Genomic DNA, 17,932 nt, shown 5'->3' with positions numbered 1-17,932 from the left:
CAACACTCCCGAGGAACGCCCATGAGTATGTCATCCATACCTTCGCATTCCCCATCCGGTAAGCTCTATGGCTGGGTTGAAAGGATCGGCAATAAAGTGCCGCACCCTTTCCTGCTGTTTATCTATCTGATTGTGATTTTGATGGTTGCCACCGCCGTGCTCTCGGTCTTTGACGTCAGCGTGCGCAGCCCGGCAGACGGCAGCCTGGTGGCGGTGAAAAACCTGCTCAGCGTTGACGGGCTGCACTGGTTTTTACCGAACGTGATCAAAAACTTCAGCGGTTTCGCTCCGCTGGGGGCCATTCTGGCGCTGGTGCTGGGCGCCGGGCTGGCTGAACGCGTGGGCTTGTTACCCGCACTGATGGTAAAAATGGCGTCCCACGTCAGCGCGCGCTACGCCAGCTACATGGTGCTGTTTATCGCCTTCTTTAGCCACATTTCATCCGATGCCGCGCTGGTGATTATGCCGCCGATGGGGGCGCTGATCTTCCTCGCCGTCGGGCGCCATCCCGTGGCGGGTCTGCTGTCGGCCATTGCGGGCGTGGGCTGCGGCTTTACCGCCAACCTGCTGATCGTCACCACCGACGTGCTGCTCTCGGGCATCAGCACGGAGGCAGCGAAAACCATTGATGCGGCCATGCACGTCAGCGTGATCGACAACTGGTACTTTATGGCCAGCTCGGTGATTGTCCTGACGATTGTCGGCGGGCTGATTACCGATAAGATCGTCGAGCCGCGTCTGGGCAAATGGGAAGGCCGTAGCGATGAAAAGCTGGAGACGCTGAGCAAAGAGCAGCGCTTCGGCCTGCGCGTGGCCGGGCTGGTCTCGCTGGCGTTTATCGCGCTGGTGGCGCTGATGGTGGTGCCGGAAAACGGCATACTGCGCGATCCGGTTAAGCATACCGTCCTGCCGTCGCCGTTTATTCAGGGCATCGTGCCGCTGATTATTCTCTTCTTCTTTGTCGTTTCGCTCGCCTACGGTATCGCTACCGGCAAAATCCGCCGTCAGGGCGATCTGCCGCAGCTGATGATCGAGCCGATGAAAGAGATGGCGGGCTTTATCGTGATGGTATTCCCGCTGGCGCAGTTCGTGGCGATGTTTAACTGGAGCAACATGGGCAAGTTTATGGCCGTGGGCCTGACCGACGCGCTGGAGGCTGCCGGATTAAGCGGCGTACCGGCGTTTGTCGGCCTGGCGCTGCTGTCATCCCTGCTGTGCATGTTTATTGCCAGCGGCTCCGCCATCTGGTCAATTCTGGCGCCGATCTTCGTGCCGATGTTTATGATGCTCGGGTTCCACCCGGCGTTTGCCCAGATCCTGTTCCGCATCGCGGACTCCTCGGTGATCCCGCTGGCGCCCGTCTCACCTTTCGTTCCGCTGTTTTTAGGCTTCCTGCAGCGCTATAAGCCCGAGGCCAGACTGGGTACCTACTATTCGCTGGTTTTACCCTACCCGCTTATCTTTTTAGGGGTATGGCTGGTGATGCTGGTGGCATGGTATCTTGTCGGCCTGCCGATTGGGCCGGGGATATACCCGAGGCTAAATTAAAGGATTGAAAATGCTGAGATTACTCGAAGATAAAATTGCGACGCCGCTCGGGCCGCTGTGGGTGATCGCGGACGAGCAGTTCTGCCTGCGCGCCGTTGAGTGGGAAGAGCACAGCGACCGCATGGAGGAACTGCTTGATATTCATTACCGCGCACAAGGTTATGAACGCATCAGCGCCACCAACCCGGGCGGGCTGAGCGACAAGCTGGCGGCGTATTTTGAAGGCGATCTCAGCATCATTGACACTCTGCCAACCGCCACGGCAGGTACCCCTTTTCAGCGCGAAGTGTGGCAGGCGCTGCGGTCGATTCCGTGCGGGCAGGTCATGCATTACGGCCAGCTCGCGGAGCAGCTAGGCCGCGCAGGCGCCGCACGCGCGGTGGGTGCCGCCAATGGCTCTAATCCGGTCAGCATTGTGGTGCCCTGCCATCGGGTCATTGGCCGTAACGGCACCATGACCGGCTATGCCGGCGGCGTGCAGCGCAAGGAGTGGTTACTGCGTCACGAAGGGTATCTCTTGCTGTAGATCCCAGGCTTTTTGTGCTTAATTTTCTATCGGTTAGGCTAAAAATCCATAATCAAGCTGTGGAATTTCAAGAAGATGGCAACACGTTGCCGTCTCTTGTCCTTATTGAGGGTTTGTCAGGCTTACGTACTTACCAAAAAGATGTTAAAATTGACCAATATCAATTAAGGCTTGAGCAAACCTATGATCCCGGAAAAGCGAATTATACGACGCATTCAGTCTGGCGGTTGTGCTATCCATTGCCAGGATTGCAGCATCAGCCAGCTCTGTATCCCGTTTACCCTGAATGAGCATGAACTCGATCAGCTTGATAATATTATCGAGCGCAAAAAGCCGATTCAGAAAGGGCAGACGCTGTTTAAAGCGGGAGACGAACTGAAATCGCTCTATGCTATCCGCTCTGGCACCATCAAGAGCTACACCATCACCGAACAGGGTGACGAGCAGATCACCGGCTTCCACCTGGCAGGCGATCTGGTGGGCTTTGATGCCATCGGCACTGGTCACCACCCGAGCTTTGCTCAGGCACTCGAAACCTCAATGGTTTGCGAAATTCCGTTTGAAACCCTGGACGATCTGTCCGGTAAGATGCCTAACCTGCGTCAGCAGATGATGCGTCTGATGAGCGGTGAGATCAAAGGCGATCAGGACATGATTCTGCTGCTTTCTAAAAAGAACGCAGAAGAGCGTCTGGCCGCGTTTATCTACAACCTCTCCCGCCGCTTCGCCGAGCGCGGTTTCTCGCCGCGTGAGTTCCGTCTGACCATGACCCGTGGCGATATCGGTAACTACCTGGGCCTGACCGTTGAAACCATCAGCCGTCTGCTGGGTCGTTTCCAGAAGAGCGGAATGCTGGCCGTTAAGGGTAAATACATCACTATCGAAAACGGCGAAGCGCTGGCCGTTCTTGCCGGACACGCCCGCAACGTGGCGTAACTCTCCGCATGTTGATAACCAGACTGATAAATTGAAGTGATTTATTGGTCTGGTATCATCGCTTCCGCTTTAAGACATTTTCACCGTAGCACGTCCCCACACAGCGCCTGAAAGGTTGTCGTTGAGGTTATGAATTGAGAGAAAGTTTGTTTTTCGTTTCAGTCGTGATCGCCTCAGTGACCTTTATATTCATCTGGATCATGCTTATTGGTCCGATGAAGGGGGAGGAAAAAACCTACGTTCAGGATTCCACGACCTTTGCGATAGCGGTGATGGTGCTGCTGTTCATTGCGTTTATCGCGGTGACATCCACCGTGCTTTTCCTCTGATAAATTTTCATGAATTATTGATCTGGCAAAAGCTCCCCTCTGTTTCATTCAGGATATATAGGTTACTCTTTTAATTACAGACTGTGGTGACAGTAGTAAGGAGACCTGTATGGCCAAGTATCAAAACATGCTGGTAGCTATCGATCCGAATCAGGACGATCAGCCGGCATTACGACGTGCTGTGTATTTACATCAACGGATTGGTGGCAAAATCAAAGCGTTTTTGCCGATCTATGACTTCTCGTATGAGATGACCACCCTTCTGTCGCCTGACGAGCGCACCGCTATGCGTCAGGGCGTCATCAGCCAGCGTACCGCGTGGATCCGTGAACAGGCGAAGTATTACCTGGAAGCGGGAGTGCCTATTGATATTAAAGTGGTCTGGCATAACCGACCTTTTGAGGCCATTATCCAGGAAGTGGTTGCCGGTGGGCACGACCTGCTGCTGAAGATGGCGCACCAGCACGACAAGCTGGAGTCCGTCATCTTCACTCCGACCGACTGGCATTTGTTGCGTAAATGCCCTTGCCCGGTCTGGATGGTGAAAGACCAGCCGTGGCCTGAAGGCGGGAAAGCCGTTGTGGCGGTGAATCTCGCGAGCGAAGAGGATTATCACAATTCGCTCAACGAGAAGCTGGTGAAGGAGACCATCCAGCTTGCCGATCAGGTTAACCATACCGAAGTACATCTGGTGGGCGCCTATCCGGTTACCCCGATCAATATCGCCATTGAGCTGCCGGAATTTGACCCTAGCGTCTATAACGACGCGATCCGCGGTCAGCACCTGCTGGCGATGAAAGCGCTGCGCCAGAAGTTCAGCATTGACGAGAACATGACGCACGTGGAAAAAGGGCTGCCTGAAGAGGTGATCCCGGATTTAGCCGAACATCTGCAGGCCGGGATTGTGGTGCTGGGCACCATTGGCCGGACCGGTATCTCTGCTGCCTTCCTCGGCAATACCGCCGAACAGGTGATCGACCATCTGCGCTGCGACCTGCTGGTCATCAAGCCGGATGAGTATCAGACGCCGATTGAGCTGGACGACCCGGAAGACGATTAACGTAAACATCAAAGCCCGCCGCTCCGGCGGGCTTTTCTCATCAGCTCTCCATTACCGGCTTCGGCTGTTCACCTGACTCATCCTGCATCCACGGCGCGTGCAGTACCATGCTGGGCAGCGCCAGCTTAATCCCCTGGGCGTTCAGCCCTTCAAGAATACGGATATTGATCTCCTGCTGGATGTCCATGTATTTGTTGTAATCCGCGGTATTAACGATATGGACGACTTCGAACGTCAGGCGGTCGCGGTCAAATCCCAGAAAATGGGCACGATCGAATTTTGTCTCGCCGACATCGGTAATGATCTGCCTGACCATATCCCCCACGTAGCGCAACTTATCGGGCGGCGTGTCGCTGGCAACGCCAAAGGTAAAGACGATGCGACGCGTCTGCATGCGTTTGTAGTTGTGAAGCGTCTGCTGAAGCAAAATGGCGTTACCGCAGACGATCTGCTCCCCGCTCAGGCTGCGGATGCGGGTCGTTTTCAGGCCAATGTGCTCTACCGTCCCCGCCACGTCGTTGAACACCACAAAATCGCCAATTTCAAACGGCTTATCAAAGCCGATAGAGAGCGAGGCAAACACGTCGCTGAGGATCGTTTGTACGGCGAGGGCGATGGCAATACCCCCTACCCCAAGGCTGGCAACCAGAGCAGTGATGTTGACGCCCGCATTAGCAAGGATAGACAGCAGCATCACTGACCAGACGATGGCACGGAGAATAAGCCCCGTGATCACCAGCGTGACCGGGTTTTTATGGCTTCCGGGCGCCAGCATGACGTGACGAAGCCACGACACCACCCCCTGATCCATCCACAGCGCCACCTGGATGGCGAAAACCAGAAACCAGGCGTGGCTCACGGTGCCAAAGAGATGATCCGGCAAGTCAACGAAACGCAGGCTGAAGAGCAGCGCCACCACAAACAGCAGGAATCGGCTGGTGCGGTTAAGCATATCGGTCAGGATAAAACGCATCCGGTTGGTGGTCGGGTGCTTATCGCCCCAGGTGGTGATGCCTTTCTTAACGAACGCGATCAGGCGCGTTAGCAGCCAGTACACCAGCAGCGTCACAAAGACAACCGTGGCGGCGCCTATCCAGAATGTCGGCGTCATCATCAACGCGATGATGTCGAAGCGGGACAGAAATTGCATTACACCTCCTCGTATTACACAAAGGGTAAAGTATAGACAGAGGAGAAACGCTGGCCGCAGAAATAGGAAAACCGCCCCGAAAGGCGGTTTGTCAGGGTGAAGCGAATTACAGCGCTTTCAGAATCGCATCTACGCTGGCTTTGGCGTCGCCAAACAGCATATGGGTATTATCTTTGAAGAACAGCGGGTTCTGCACGCCAGCATAGCCGGTGTTCATCGAGCGTTTGAAGACAATGACGTTCTGCGCCTTCCACACTTCCAGAACCGGCATCCCGGCGATTGGGCTGCGCGGATCGTCCTGTGCCGCCGGGTTAACGGTGTCGTTAGCACCAATAACCAGCACGGTGTCGGTGTCGGCGAAATCATCATTGATCTCGTCCATCTCCAGCACGATGTCGTATGGCACCTTCGCTTCCGCCAGCAGTACGTTCATGTGGCCCGGCAGACGTCCCGCCACCGGGTGAATACCAAAGCGAACTTTGATACCGCGCGCGCGCAGCTTCTCGGTGATTTCCGCCACCGGATATTGTGCCTGCGCCACCGCCATACCGTAGCCTGGGGTGATGATCACAGAATGCGAGTTTTTCAGCATTTCCGCGGTGTCTTCCGCGCTGATCTCACGGTGTTCACCCACTTCTTCGTCAGAGCCGGTAGAAGAACCGTCAGAACCGAAGCCACCGGCGATAACGCTGATGAATGAACGGTTCATCGCCTTACACATGATGTAAGACAGGATGGCACCGGAAGAACCGACCAGCGCACCGGTGACGATCAGCAGGTCGTTGCTCAGCATAAAGCCCGCAGCCGCCGCAGCCCAACCGGAGTAGGAGTTCAGCATCGAGACAACCACCGGCATATCCGCACCGCCGATGGACGCCACCAGATGCCAGCCAAACGCCAGCGCGATGATGGTCATCACCAACAATGCCAGTACCTGCAGGCCCACGCTTTCGGTACGCACGAAGACCACCAGGAGCACAAACGACACCACCAGCGCCGCCAGGTTCAGCTTGTGACGGTTAGGCAGCATCAGCGGTTTAGAAGAGATCTTACCGCGCAGCTTGCCGAACGCCACGATAGAACCGGTGAAGGTTACTGCACCGATGAAGATACCGAGGAACACTTCGGTCAGATGAATGTTGACCAGAATCGGCTCCATGCCCGGTTCGTGATACAGGTAGCTGTTGAAGCCCACCAGCACCGCTGCCAGGCCCACGAAGCTGTGCAGAATCGCCACCAGCTCCGGCATCTCGGTCATTTCCACGCGCTTCGCCAGGCGAATACCAATCGCGCCGCCGATGATCATCGCCACCAGGATCCACGCCACGTTGCCGGTATCCGGCCCGAAGATGGTGGCAATCAGCGCAATCGCCATCCCGGCGATACCAAAGTTATTTCCCTGCTGAGACGTTTCGTGTTTGGAAAGCCCCGCCAGACTGAAAATAAACAGGATTGCAGCAACAATGTATGCGGCTGTCACTAATCCTCCAGACATATGCTACCCCTTAGCCTTTACGAAACATTTTCAGCATGCGCTGAGTCACGGTGAAACCACCGAAAATATTGATACTGGCGATCAGCACCGCGATAAAGCTCAGGAAGCTGATCCAGCCGCCGTGTCCAATCTGCAGCAACGCCCCTACCACGATGATCCCGGAGATAGCGTTGGTCACCGACATCAGCGGCGTATGCAGCGCATGGGAGACGTTCCACACCACGTAGTAACCCACAACGCACGAGAGTGCGAAGACGGTAAAGTGGCCGAGGAACTCTTTCGGCGCGACGTCAGCCAGCCAGCCGAACAGAATAATGACCAGCGCCATGATGGCGTATTTGCGCCACGGAGAAGCCGGTTTTGCCGGTTCTTTTGGCTCGGGTGCCGCTTTTGGCGCAGCCTGGGGCTGGGCTGAAACCTGAATAGGCGGCGCAGGCCAGGTAATTTCACCTTCGCGAACGACGGTGACGCCGCGCACCACCACATCGTCAAAATCGACGGTGATGTTGCCGTCTTTCTCTTTGCAGAGCAGCTTCAGCAGGTTAACGAGGTTGGTGCCGTACAGCTGAGACGACTGGGTTGGCAGGCGGCCAGGCAGGTCGGTATAGCCGATCACCTTCACGCCGTTAGCGGTCGTGGTCACCTGATTGGCAACGGTATACTCGCAGTTACCGCCGTTTTGCGCCGCCAGGTCGACAATCACGCTGCCCGGCTTCATGGAGTCGACCATCTCGCGGGTGATCAGCTTCGGCGCCGGTTTACCCGGAATAAGCGCAGTGGTAACAATAATGTCGACGTCTTTCGCCTGCGCGGCGAAGAGTTCCATTTCGGCTTTGATAAAGGCTTCGGACATCACCTTCGCGTAACCATCACCGCTGCCCGCTTCTTCCTTAAAGTCCAGCTCAAGGAATTCGGCCCCCATGCTCTGAACCTGTTCCTTCACTTCGGGACGGGTGTCGAACGCGCGCACGATAGCGCCCAGGCTGTTTGCCGCACCGATTGCGGCAAGACCCGCCACGCCCGCGCCAATCACCATCACTTTCGCCGGTGGGACTTTCCCCGCCGCGGTGATCTGGCCGGTAAAGAAGCGTCCAAATTCGTGAGCGGCTTCAACAATGGCGCGGTAGCCGGCAATGTTTGCCATGGAGCTCAGTGCATCCAGCGACTGCGCGCGCGAAATACGCGGCACAGAGTCCATCGCCATCACGGTCACGCCACGGGCCGCCAGCTTCTCCATCAGTTCAGGATTTTGTGCAGGCCAGACGAAGCTCACCAGCGTGGTGCCTGGATTCAGCAGCGCAATCTCACTCTCTTCCGGCGCGTTGACCTTCAGAATCACGGGCGACTGCCAGACTTCAGCACCGTCCACCACTTCCGCGCCAGCCTGAATAAATGCTTCGTCATCGAAACTCGCCAGCTTGCCTGCGCCGCTTTCAACCGCGACGGTAAAACCCAGCTTAAGCAGTTGCTCCACCGTTTTCGGTGTTGCCGCTACGCGGGTTTCATTGGCTAACCGTTCTTTTGGTACCCCAATACGCATAGTTTTCCCTTCCATCGGTTTTTGATGATGGTTTGTCGATAAATGCCCGCGGTTTGTATCAATTTTCGCCAGCATGATAGCGACGAGAAATGAGTAACCCCGCAAAATAAAACAGTAACAAACTGTCTATAACCTACTGAAAATAGCGCTTGTGATCTACCGCCAGAAAACACTATTTCTTACTTTATCTGTGAAAAATAAGCGATCGGCGTCACTGACAGTGATATTTACCTTAAATTCATCGCCAGAACCGATAAATCGCGCAAGCGAAGCGGTAAAAACATGATATAGCGCCATAAGAGAACAAGTTATTAACATTAAATTAACTTGTAAAAGTCATATGCTTTATCAGTTTTGCTTGTCAAACGCCTGTTTTTTCAACATATCACTAAATGTTATCGAATTCGGTAATTGAGTGAGCACAGGCAGTGAAAAATGGCGCAGACAGCGACGGGTTTTAAATGCCATAATCGGGGCCGTCTCAAATAAACAACAATACCAGTACATGGTTTGCGCAAGGCGAAGGATTATTTTTATGAAGCTTAAGAACACACTCCTGGCGTCCGCACTTCTCTGTGCGACCGCCCTGTCTGCGAATGCCGCAACAGAGTTAACGCCAGAGCAAGCGGCAGCGTTAAAACCTTTTGACCATACGGTCATTGTGGGTCGTTATAATTCTATTGGCGATGCCGTCGCCGCCGCATCAAAAGCCGCGGATAAAAACGGGGCGGCCTCGTTTTACGTAGTTGACCAGTCCGATTACGGCAACAGCGGTAACCAGCGCGTGACCATTGCGCTGTATAAAGATAATGCACCAAAGGCTGAAGCGCCGAAAAATCGCGTGATCAACGGTATCGTTGAGCTGCCGAAAGATCAGGCCATTGAGCTGGAACCTTACGACACCGTTACCGTTCAGGGCTTCTATCGCAGCCAGCCAGAAGTGAACGATGCCATCACCAAAGCCGCGAAAGAGAAAGGTGCCTACTCTTTCTATATCGTGCGTCAGGTGGATGCTAACCAGGGCGGCAACCAGCGCATTACCGCATTCATCTACAAAGAAGATGCGAAAAAACGCGTTCTGCAGAGCCCGGATGCCATCCCTGCGGATTCTGAAGCGGGTCGCGCGGCGATAGCCAAAGGCGGCGAAGAAGCGAAGAAAGTTGAAATTCCGGGCGTAGCGACCTCTGCGGCGCCAAGCGCTGAAGTGGGCCGTTTCTTTGAAACGCAGTCCACGAAAGGTGGCCGTTACTCCGTGACGCTGCCGGACGGCACCAAAATTGAAGAGCTGAACAAAGCCACTGCCGCGCAGATGGTGCCGTTCGACAGCATCAAGTTTACCGGCAACTACGGCAATATGACGGAAGTCTCTTATCAGGTCGCGAAGCGTGCGGCGAAGAAAGGGGCGAAGTATTACCACATCACCCGCCAGTGGCAGGAACGTGGTAACAACGTGACCATCAGCGCCGATCTGTACAAGTAACAAAACCGTTGAAGAAAGGCGGCGCAATGCCGCCTTTTTTGTTACTTTTTTTGAAAATCTGCCACACATCATTGCATGCTTTCGTTACACTCCGTAAAATCCCGCGCCTTAGTGTGATCCACCATTTTTATGCGCCTTAGCGAAATAATTATTCTGGATTGGGACTTTTCATAACAGGAAGCCAATGGAAAAGAAACTTGGCCTGAGTGCTTTAACTGCACTTGTATTGAGCTCAATGCTGGGCGCGGGCGTATTCAGTTTACCGCAGAACATGGCGGCCGTCGCAAGCCCTGCCGCCCTGCTCATTGGCTGGGGCATTACCGGTGTCGGGATATTGCTGCTGGCGTTTGCCATGCTGTTGCTGACGCGCATTCGCCCGGATCTGGACGGCGGCATTTTCACCTATGCACGTGAAGGTTTCGGCGAGCTGATCGGCTTCTGTTCCGCCTGGGGCTACTGGCTGTGCGCGGTCATCGCCAACGTCTCTTATCTGGTGATTGTCTTCTCGGCGCTCAGTTTCTTTACCGATACCCCTGAGCTGCGCCTGTTTGGCGACGGTAATACCTGGCAGTCTATCGTCGGCGCCTCGGTGCTGCTGTGGATTGTTCACTGGCTGATTTTGCGCGGTGTCCAGACCGCCGCCAGCATCAACCTGGTGGCAACGCTGGCGAAGCTGGTGCCGCTTGGCCTGTTTATCGTGCTGGCCTTTATCGCGTTTCGTCTCGACGTGTTTTCGCTTGATTTCAGCGGCATTGCGCTGGGCGTTCCGGTCTGGGAGCAGGTGAAAAACACGATGCTGATTACCCTGTGGGTATTTATCGGCGTTGAGGGTGCCGTCGTGGTTTCTGCCCGCGCGCGTAATAAGCGCGATGTGGGACGCGCCACGCTGCTGGCCGTCCTGGCAGCGCTGGGCGTGTATCTGCTGGTGACCCTGCTGTCGCTGGGCGTGGTGGCGCGTCCTGAACTGGCCGAAATGCGTAACCCGTCCATGGCAGGACTGATGGTGAAAATGCTCGGCCCGTGGGGCGACGTGGTGATTGCCGCAGGGCTGATCGTCTCCGTCTGCGGCGCTTATCTGAGCTGGACCATCATGGCGGCTGAAGTGCCGTTTCTGGCCGCTACGCACAAGGCGTTTCCCCGCCTGTTTGCTCGTCAAAACCAAAATAATGCGCCATCAGCCTCACTCTGGCTGACCAACATCAGCGTTCAGGTCTGTCTGGTGCTGATCTGGCTCACAGGTTCAGACTATAACACCCTGCTGACCATCGCCTCGGAGATGATTCTGGTACCCTATTTCTTAGTGGGTGCGTATTTGTTAAAAATCGCCACGCGTCCGGCGCACTATGTTGTGGGCGTAGGGGCCTGTATTTACGGCCTGTGGTTGTTGTATGCTTCCGGGCCGATGCATCTGCTGCTGTCGGTTGTGCTGTATGCGCCGGGTCTGCTGGTGTTTATCTATGCCCGCCGCACGCATCAGCTGGAGAACGCGCTGAAACGCCGTGAAATGGCCTTAATCGGGCTGTTACTGGTTGCTGCCGTACCGGCAACCTGGATGTTAATGGGATAGCACTGTCTTTCCCATTGTTGAACTGTAAAGGAGAATACGATGGGAAATGCACCGCTTCGCCCAATACTGATCACCGGTGGAGGCCGCCGTATCGGCCTCGCCCTCGCCCATCACTTTCTCAACCTTCGCCATCCGGTCATTGTCAGCTACCGTACGGAATACCCGTCGATTGAGGGGCTGCGCAAAGCCGGAGCGATCTGCATTCAGGCTGATTTTTCCACCGACGAAGGCATTCTGGCCTTTGCCGAACAGGTTAAATCCACCGCGACGGGGTTGCGCGCCGTGATCCATAACGCCAGCGCATGGTGTGCCGAGAAGCCCGGCACGTCCCTCAGCGATACGCTCTCCGCCATGCTGCAGATCCACGTTAACGCCCCTTATCTGCTTAACCACGCGCTGCAGGATCTGCTGCGCGGCCACGGGCATGCGGCGGGCGACATTATTCACTTTACCGATTATGTGGTGGAGCGCGGCAGCGACAAGCATATCGCCTACGCGGCCAGCAAAGCCGCGCTGGATAACATGACGCGCTCCTTTGCCCGCAAGCTCGCGCCCGAGGTAAAGGTGAACGCCATCGCCCCGGCGATGATTTTGTTTAACGAACACGATGATGCGGAATACCGCCAGCAGGCGCTGAATAAGTCGCTGATGAAAATTGCCCCAGGCGAGAAAGAGGTGATCGACCTTGTAGATTATCTGCTCACCAGCTGCTACGTCACCGGCAGAACCTTTGCCGTGGACGGCGGTCGCCCGCTGCGCTAGTGAAAGCGGCTCCAGAAGAAGATTAACACCCAGGCGCTGAGCCCCCAGCAGACCACTGCCCCGCCCAGCGCCAGGGGAAGCCGCAGAAAACCGGTGAAATACCACAGGGAAAGCAGGTAGAGAAAGTACGGAATGATTGACCACATGCCAAACACGATGGTCGTGCGTAGCGCTTCCGTACCCCGCTCAGAGGCCACAATATAGTGGGCAATCAGCGCAAAGGTCGGGAATAGCGGGATCAGCCCGGCAATATAGTAGTTTTTGGTTTTTGCCAGAATGCCAATCAGTAACACCACCAGCGCCCCCAGCGCGGCTTTGATCACCAGCCCCATATTTTTTCCTATAACAATCAAATAACAAGAAACGTCAGAATAACGGAAGCGGCGTTAATTTTGAAAGATTAATGGAAGGTTAAGGTTCCGCGGTGTATTTTGGCTTTTTTCACGAAAACAGACGCTGCATGAATAAGATTGTATATGTTGAAGACGAACCCGAAGTCGGGCAATTGATCGCCGCCTATCTGGGTAAACATGATATGGACGTCATTGTCGAGCCTCGCGGCGATCGTGCCGAAGAGGTGGTCGTCCGTGAAAACCCGGATTTAGTGCTGCTGGACATCATGCTGCCAGGCAAAGACGGCATGACGCTCTGCCGGGACCTGCGCGCCCGCTGGGACGGTCCTATCGTTCTGCTTACTTCACTGGACAGCGATATGAACCATATTCTGTCGCTGGAGATGGGCGCCAATGATTACATTCTGAAAACCACACCGCCTGCCGTCCTGCTGGCCCGCCTGCGCCTGCATTTGCGCCAGCACGCCAGCATTGAACGCGAAGCGCCCGCGCCGTCCCTGACGCCGCACAAAGCGTTGCGCTTCGGTACGCTGTCTATTGACCCGGTTAATCGCCAGGTCCTGCTTTCCGGCGAGCTTATCGCCCTTTCTACCGCAGACTTTGACCTGCTCTGGGAGCTGGCCACGCATGCCGGGCAAATCATGGACCGCGACGCGCTGCTGAAAAACCTCCGTGGCGTGAGCTATGACGGTATGGATCGCAGCGTTGACGTGGCGATTTCGCGATTACGCAAAAAACTGCAGGATAACGCCACCGAGCCCTACCGCATTAAAACCGTGCGTAACAAGGGTTATCTGTTTGCCCCACACGCCTGGGAAACCTGATAAAAGATAACATGCGCGAAATGAAGGCATCAGGCGTCTAAGCCCTTTCTTTCGCGCGTTAATTTTCACGTTTGCGCAACAGTTAACTTGATAAGCGCGCGAACTAATCCATAATTATTATTCACACGTTCTCTCCTTTAAGTCGCGCCGGGCCGGCTATAAGCCCACACCTTTTCAGCACATTCTCTCCCATGAAATCTTGAAATGAGGATTTAAGCCGATGAGATATGTATAGCTACTCTGAAGTAGAAGCCATTAAAACCAATCTTGAATGGATAGTTAATCAGGCAGCAGCTAGCCATGCCTTACCCTCACGTGCCGATCAAAAAGCGCTCATTGACCTCCTTGAACTCATCCAGTTTTACGAAATACTCCTGGATTTGATTAACGAATTTGGGACTGCCGTGATCGATCCGCACATTGCGGAAGGTCTGGCCATAACGGAAACACTCATCGGCAGGGTAAAAAACAGCGCGAATGCCATGTAACGCGCTTCACAGACATGAAAATATCGATGGGATTTCATGTATATTCTGCACAAAGCGTTTCTTCGGTGAGATCCAATGAAAAAGCTGTTTGTGCAGTTTTATCTTTTACTGTTTGTCTGCTTCCTGGTGATGACCATGCTGGTCGGCCTGGTTTATAAATTCACCGCCGAACGTGCGGGCCGGCAGTCGCTGGACGATCTGATGAAAAGCTCGCTCTATTTGATGCGCAGCGAGCTAAGAGAGATCCCGCCACACGACTGGGCGAAAACCCTGAAAGAGCTGGATCTCAATCTGTCATTCGATTTACGCATCGAGCCGTTAAAAGATTTTGAGCTGGATCCGCCCGCCATGCAGCGTCTGCGCGACGGTGACATCGTCGCGCTGGATGAGAAATACACGTTTATCCAGCGCATTCCGCGCAGCCATTATGTGCTGGCCGTCGGGCCGGTGCCCTATCTCTATTATCTGCACCAGATGCGCCTGCTGGACATGGCGCTGATGGCCTTTATCGCCATTTCGCTCGCATTTCCGGTCTTTATCTGGATGCGGCCCCACTGGCAGGACATGCTGAAGCTGGAATCTGCCGCGCAGCGTTTTGGCGAGGGGCATTTTACCGAACGCATTCACTTCGACAGCGGTTCCAGCTTTGAGCGTCTGGGCGTGGCCTTTAACCAGATGGCCGATAACATCAACGCCCTGATCGCCAGTAAGAAGCAGCTGATCGACGGAATTGCGCACGAGCTGCGCACGCCGCTGGTTCGCCTGCGCTACCGTCTGGAGATGAGCGAGAATCTGACCGAGGCAGAGAATCAGGCGCTTAACCGCGACATTGGCCAGCTTGAAGCGCTGATTGAGGAGCTGCTGACCTACGCGCGTCTCGACCGCCCGCAAAACGAGCTGAACCTCACCACGCCGGATCTGCCCGCCTGGCTGCAAACCCACATTGATGACGTTCAGAGCGTAAACCCGCAGCGCACGCTGTTGACGCGCGTCACGCCGGGTGACTACGGCGCGCTCGATATGCGCCTGATGGAGCGCGTGCTGGACAACCTGATGAACAACGCCATGCGCTACAGCGAAAGGACGCTCCAGATTGGCCTGGATTTGCAGGGCAACCGGGCCAGCCTGACGGTGGAGGACGACGGACCGGGAATTGCCCCGGAAGCGCGAGAGACCGTGTTTGAACCGTTTGTCCGCCTCGATCCCAGCCGCGATCGCGCCACCGGCGGATGCGGCCTGGGGTTGGCGATTGTCCACTCTATCGCGCAGGCGATGGGCGGCACGGTACACTGCGAGGAGAGCGAGCTCGGCGGCGCGCGCTTCTGCTTTAGCTGGCCGGTGTACCATAACATCGCCCTTCCCGCTCCTGCCTGACCTCAACCGCACGCTGGCCTGACCCGGCGTGCTATGCTATATGATAAGTATGTTGTAACTAATGAGAGTGTTTATGGCGAACTACGATCTCATCGAACGGCTTAACGGCACGTTTCGGGAAATAGAACACGAACTCCTGACCCTGACCGAGCGTTTGCAGGCCTGTCGCCTGCTGGCCGCGCGCGTCTTTACCCTGCCGGAAGTGGCTAAGGGAGCCGAGCACGATCCGCTGGACACCATCGAGGTCGAACAGCACATCGGCAGCGCGGCCCTTGAGCTGGCGCTAAAACACTATCGTCGCCTGTTTATCCAGCAGCAGTCAGAAAACCGCAGCAGCAAGGCCGCCGTGCGCCTGCCGGGGGTCATCTGCCTGCAAACCGATGCGACATCGCGCGAAGCGCTGGAAAGCCAGATTGCGCATATCAACACCCTGAAAGCGGCCTTTGAAAAGATCATCACCGAAGAGTCCGGCCTCGCCCCTGCCGCGCGGTTTGAGTGGGTGCACCGCCAGCTTCCGGGGCTGATTACCCTGAATGCCTATCGGACGCTGACGGTACTGCGTCACCCCGCTACGCTGCGCTTCGGCTGGGCGAATAAGCACATCATTAAAAACTTCACCCGGGATGAGATTCTGGCCCAGCTGGAAAAAAGCCTGAAGACGCCGCGCACCGTCGCGCCATGGTCGCGGGAGCAGTGGATTGAGCGCCTGGAGCAGGAGTACCACAGCATCGCCTCGCTGCCGGTGGATGCGCGCCTGAAGATAAAGCGCCCGGTGAAGGTGCAGCCTATCGCTCGCGTCTGGTATTCCGGTCAGCAAAAGCAGGTACAGTATGCCTGCCCGACGCCGCTGATTGCGCTTTACGATGCCGATCAGGGCGCGGTAGTACCCGATATCGGGGAACTGCTGAATTACGATGCTGACAATGTTCAGCACCGTTACAGACCTCAGGCGCAGCCGCTACAGCTGATTATTCCTCGGCTGCACCTGTACGTGGCGGGATGATTATTTCAGGCTACCGACCATCGCTTCCGGGCGAACCCAGGCGTCAAACTCCGCCTCCGTGAGATAGCCCAGCGCCAGGGCGGAGGCTTTCAGCGTCAGCCCCTCTTTATGCGCTTTTTTGGCGATCTCGGCGGCCCTGTCATAGCCAATATGGGTATTGAGCGCGGTGACCAGCATCAGAGATTCATTGAGCAGCTGGCTGATGCGTTCGCGATTGGGTTCAATCCCTACCGCGCAATGCTCGTTAAAGCTCTCCATCCCGTCCGCCAGCAGACGAACAGATTGCAGCACGTTGTGGATCACCATCGGGCGATAGACGTTCAGCTCGAAGTTGCCGGACGCACCGCCCATGTTGACGGCCACGTCGTTGCCCATAACCTGGCAGCAGAGCATGGTCATGGCTTCGCACTGAGTCGGGTTCACTTTACCCGGCATGATGGAGCTGCCCGGCTCGTTTTCCGGGATGCTGATTTCACCGATGCCGCAGCGCGGACCTGAGGCCAGCCAGCGCACGTCGTTAGCAATTTTCATCAGCGAGGCCGCCAGCCCCTTCAGCGCGCCGTGGGTATGGACCAGTGCATCGCAGGTCGCCAGCGCTTCGAACTTATTGGGCGCCGTGACGAACGGCTGTCCGGTGATGGCAGCAAGCTCCTCCGCCACGCGCACCGCGTATTCTGGATGGGTGTTCAACCCGGTACCGACCGCCGTCCCACCGAGCGCCAGCTCCGCCAGGTGCGGCAGGCTGTTCTCGATATGCTTCAGGTTGTGTTCCAGCATCGCCACCCAGCCGGAAATCTCCTGGCCGAGCGTCAAAGGCGTGGCGTCCTGCAGGTGCGTACGGCCAATCTTGACGATGTCGCGGAAGGCCTGCGCTTTCTCGTTAAGCGTGGATTTGAGCACGTTGAGCTGCGGGATAAGCTGCTCGCGAATGGCGATTACCGCCGCCACGTGCATCGCCGTCGGGAAGACGTCGTTAGAGCTCTGGCTTTTGTTGACGTCATCGTTCGGGTGGACCTTACGTTCCATGCCGCGCACGCCGCCCAGCAGCTCGCTCGCCCGGTTCGCCAGCACTTCGTTCATGTTCATGTTGCTCTGGGTACCGGAACCGGTCTGCCAGATAGCGAGGGGAAATTCGTCAGGATGCTTGCCCGCCAGCACTTCGTCTGCGGCATTGATAATGGCGGTGGCTTTATCGGCGTCCAGCAGGCCCAAATCCTGGTTCACTTTCGCGGCGGCGCGTTTGGTCAGCGCCAGCGCCTGAATCAGCGAGACGGGCATTTTTTCGGTCGAAATACGGAAGTGCTCCAGCGAACGCTGGGTTTGCGCGCCCCATAGCTTGTCGGCCGGGACGTCGATGGCGCCCATCGAGTCTTTCTCATGGCGTACCGTGGTCATTACTTTCTCCTTGATAACAAAAGAGGGATTGCTCACATGCTTAAGGGATAAGTATTGATGACTTCTGAGAAACGGTATGGCGCTTTGTGCGCTCTTTTTGAT

17 protein-coding genes are annotated in these 17,932 nt (G+C 55.9%); 12 read left to right on the top strand and 5 right to left on the bottom strand.

Annotated features, from left to right (window positions below):
- Nucleotides 1–21: 21 nt before the first annotated feature.
- The 5 genes from abgT to uspE all read left to right on the top strand — a co-directional run bounded on the left by abgT (nucleotide 22) and on the right by uspE (nucleotide 4,399).
- The gene (gene abgT, locus IB212_RS10060) at nucleotides 22–1,548 is read left to right on the top strand and encodes a p-aminobenzoyl-glutamate transporter (RefSeq protein WP_041910281.1); all 1,527 of its coding nucleotides are present in this window, start codon (nucleotides 22–24) and stop codon (nucleotides 1,546–1,548) included.
- A gap of 10 nt (nucleotides 1,549–1,558) precedes the next feature.
- On the top strand, nucleotides 1,559–2,074 hold the full coding sequence (gene ogt, locus IB212_RS10055; RefSeq protein ID WP_028012946.1) for a methylated-DNA--[protein]-cysteine S-methyltransferase: 516 nt from the start codon (nucleotides 1,559–1,561) through the stop codon (nucleotides 2,072–2,074).
- A gap of 183 nt (nucleotides 2,075–2,257) precedes the next feature.
- Nucleotides 2,258–3,010, top strand: a complete 753-nt coding sequence (gene fnr / locus IB212_RS10050) for a fumarate/nitrate reduction transcriptional regulator Fnr (RefSeq protein ID WP_006174991.1) — start codon at nucleotides 2,258–2,260, stop codon at nucleotides 3,008–3,010.
- A gap of 176 nt (nucleotides 3,011–3,186) precedes the next feature.
- A complete protein-coding gene (locus IB212_RS10045) occupies nucleotides 3,187–3,339 on the top strand; it encodes a hypothetical protein (protein ID WP_223239597.1) in 153 nt (50 codons plus the stop codon).
- Nucleotides 3,340–3,448: 109 nt separating this feature from the next.
- Nucleotides 3,449–4,399 carry a universal stress protein UspE gene (gene uspE, locus IB212_RS10040; RefSeq protein WP_028012944.1) on the top strand — a complete coding sequence of 317 codons (951 nt, stop codon included), beginning with the start codon at nucleotides 3,449–3,451 and terminating at the stop codon, nucleotides 4,397–4,399.
- Between the two features lie 40 nt (nucleotides 4,400–4,439).
- On the opposite strand, the gene IB212_RS10035 is transcribed toward uspE, so the two are convergent.
- From IB212_RS10035 to pntA, 3 genes are all read right to left on the bottom strand, one after another.
- Nucleotides 4,440–5,549, bottom strand: coding sequence for a mechanosensitive ion channel family protein (locus IB212_RS10035; RefSeq protein ID WP_041910286.1), 1,110 nt, complete (start codon nucleotides 5,547–5,549; stop codon nucleotides 4,440–4,442).
- A 106-nt stretch (nucleotides 5,550–5,655) separates the two neighbouring features.
- On the bottom strand, nucleotides 5,656–7,044 hold the full coding sequence (pntB, locus tag IB212_RS10030; protein WP_041910288.1) for a Re/Si-specific NAD(P)(+) transhydrogenase subunit beta: 1,389 nt from the start codon (nucleotides 7,042–7,044) through the stop codon (nucleotides 5,656–5,658).
- 10 nt (nucleotides 7,045–7,054) lie between these two features.
- Complete coding sequence (gene pntA, locus IB212_RS10025) at nucleotides 7,055–8,584, bottom strand: Re/Si-specific NAD(P)(+) transhydrogenase subunit alpha (protein ID WP_028012942.1); 1,530 nt, start codon at nucleotides 8,582–8,584, stop codon at nucleotides 7,055–7,057.
- Between the two features lie 535 nt (nucleotides 8,585–9,119).
- Here pntA and ydgH point away from each other — a divergent pair.
- The 3 genes from ydgH (at nucleotide 9,120) to folM (ending at nucleotide 12,393) form a co-directional block, all read left to right on the top strand.
- A complete protein-coding gene (gene ydgH, locus IB212_RS10020; RefSeq protein ID WP_041910290.1) occupies nucleotides 9,120–10,064 on the top strand; it encodes a DUF1471 family protein YdgH in 945 nt (314 codons plus the stop codon).
- Between the two features lie 184 nt (nucleotides 10,065–10,248).
- On the top strand, nucleotides 10,249–11,631 hold the full coding sequence (locus IB212_RS10015) for an amino acid permease (RefSeq protein WP_028012940.1): 1,383 nt from the start codon (nucleotides 10,249–10,251) through the stop codon (nucleotides 11,629–11,631).
- Nucleotides 11,632–11,670: 39 nt separating this feature from the next.
- Nucleotides 11,671–12,393: a dihydromonapterin reductase gene (gene folM / locus IB212_RS10010; RefSeq protein ID WP_041910292.1), complete on the top strand. Its 723-nt coding sequence runs from the start codon at nucleotides 11,671–11,673 to the stop codon at nucleotides 12,391–12,393.
- On the opposite strand, the gene IB212_RS10005 is transcribed toward folM, so the two are convergent.
- Nucleotides 12,390–12,725, bottom strand: coding sequence for a GlpM family protein (locus IB212_RS10005; protein WP_014883596.1), 336 nt, complete (start codon nucleotides 12,723–12,725; stop codon nucleotides 12,390–12,392). The genes folM and IB212_RS10005 overlap by 4 nt on opposite strands.
- 128 nt (nucleotides 12,726–12,853) lie before the next feature.
- Between IB212_RS10005 and rstA the strand changes: the two genes are divergently transcribed.
- The 4 genes from rstA (at nucleotide 12,854) to tus (ending at nucleotide 16,435) form a co-directional block, all read left to right on the top strand.
- Nucleotides 12,854–13,570 (top strand): two-component system response regulator RstA, encoded by a 717-nt coding sequence (rstA, locus tag IB212_RS10000; RefSeq protein ID WP_028012938.1) that lies wholly within the window; start codon nucleotides 12,854–12,856, stop codon nucleotides 13,568–13,570.
- Nucleotides 13,571–13,797: 227 nt separating this feature from the next.
- The gene (locus tag IB212_RS09995; RefSeq protein WP_041910295.1) at nucleotides 13,798–14,058 is read left to right on the top strand and encodes a hypothetical protein; all 261 of its coding nucleotides are present in this window, start codon (nucleotides 13,798–13,800) and stop codon (nucleotides 14,056–14,058) included.
- Nucleotides 14,059–14,133: 75 nt separating this feature from the next.
- Nucleotides 14,134–15,432 (top strand): two-component system sensor histidine kinase RstB, encoded by a 1,299-nt coding sequence (rstB, locus tag IB212_RS09990; protein WP_041910298.1) that lies wholly within the window; start codon nucleotides 14,134–14,136, stop codon nucleotides 15,430–15,432.
- A 73-nt stretch (nucleotides 15,433–15,505) separates the two neighbouring features.
- Nucleotides 15,506–16,435: a DNA replication terminus site-binding protein gene (gene tus, locus IB212_RS09985; RefSeq protein WP_041910300.1), complete on the top strand. Its 930-nt coding sequence runs from the start codon at nucleotides 15,506–15,508 to the stop codon at nucleotides 16,433–16,435.
- Here the strand turns inward: tus and fumC are convergent, their stop codons facing one another.
- Nucleotides 16,436–17,830, bottom strand: coding sequence for a class II fumarate hydratase (fumC, locus tag IB212_RS09980; protein WP_041910301.1), 1,395 nt, complete (start codon nucleotides 17,828–17,830; stop codon nucleotides 16,436–16,438).
- Nucleotides 17,831–17,932 lie beyond the last annotated feature (102 nt).

Source organism: Enterobacter sp. E12, from assembly GCF_014596715.2.
GTDB lineage: Bacteria > Pseudomonadota > Gammaproteobacteria > Enterobacterales > Enterobacteriaceae > Enterobacter > Enterobacter bugandensis.
This window is presented reverse-complemented; position numbering and strand designations above follow the sequence as displayed.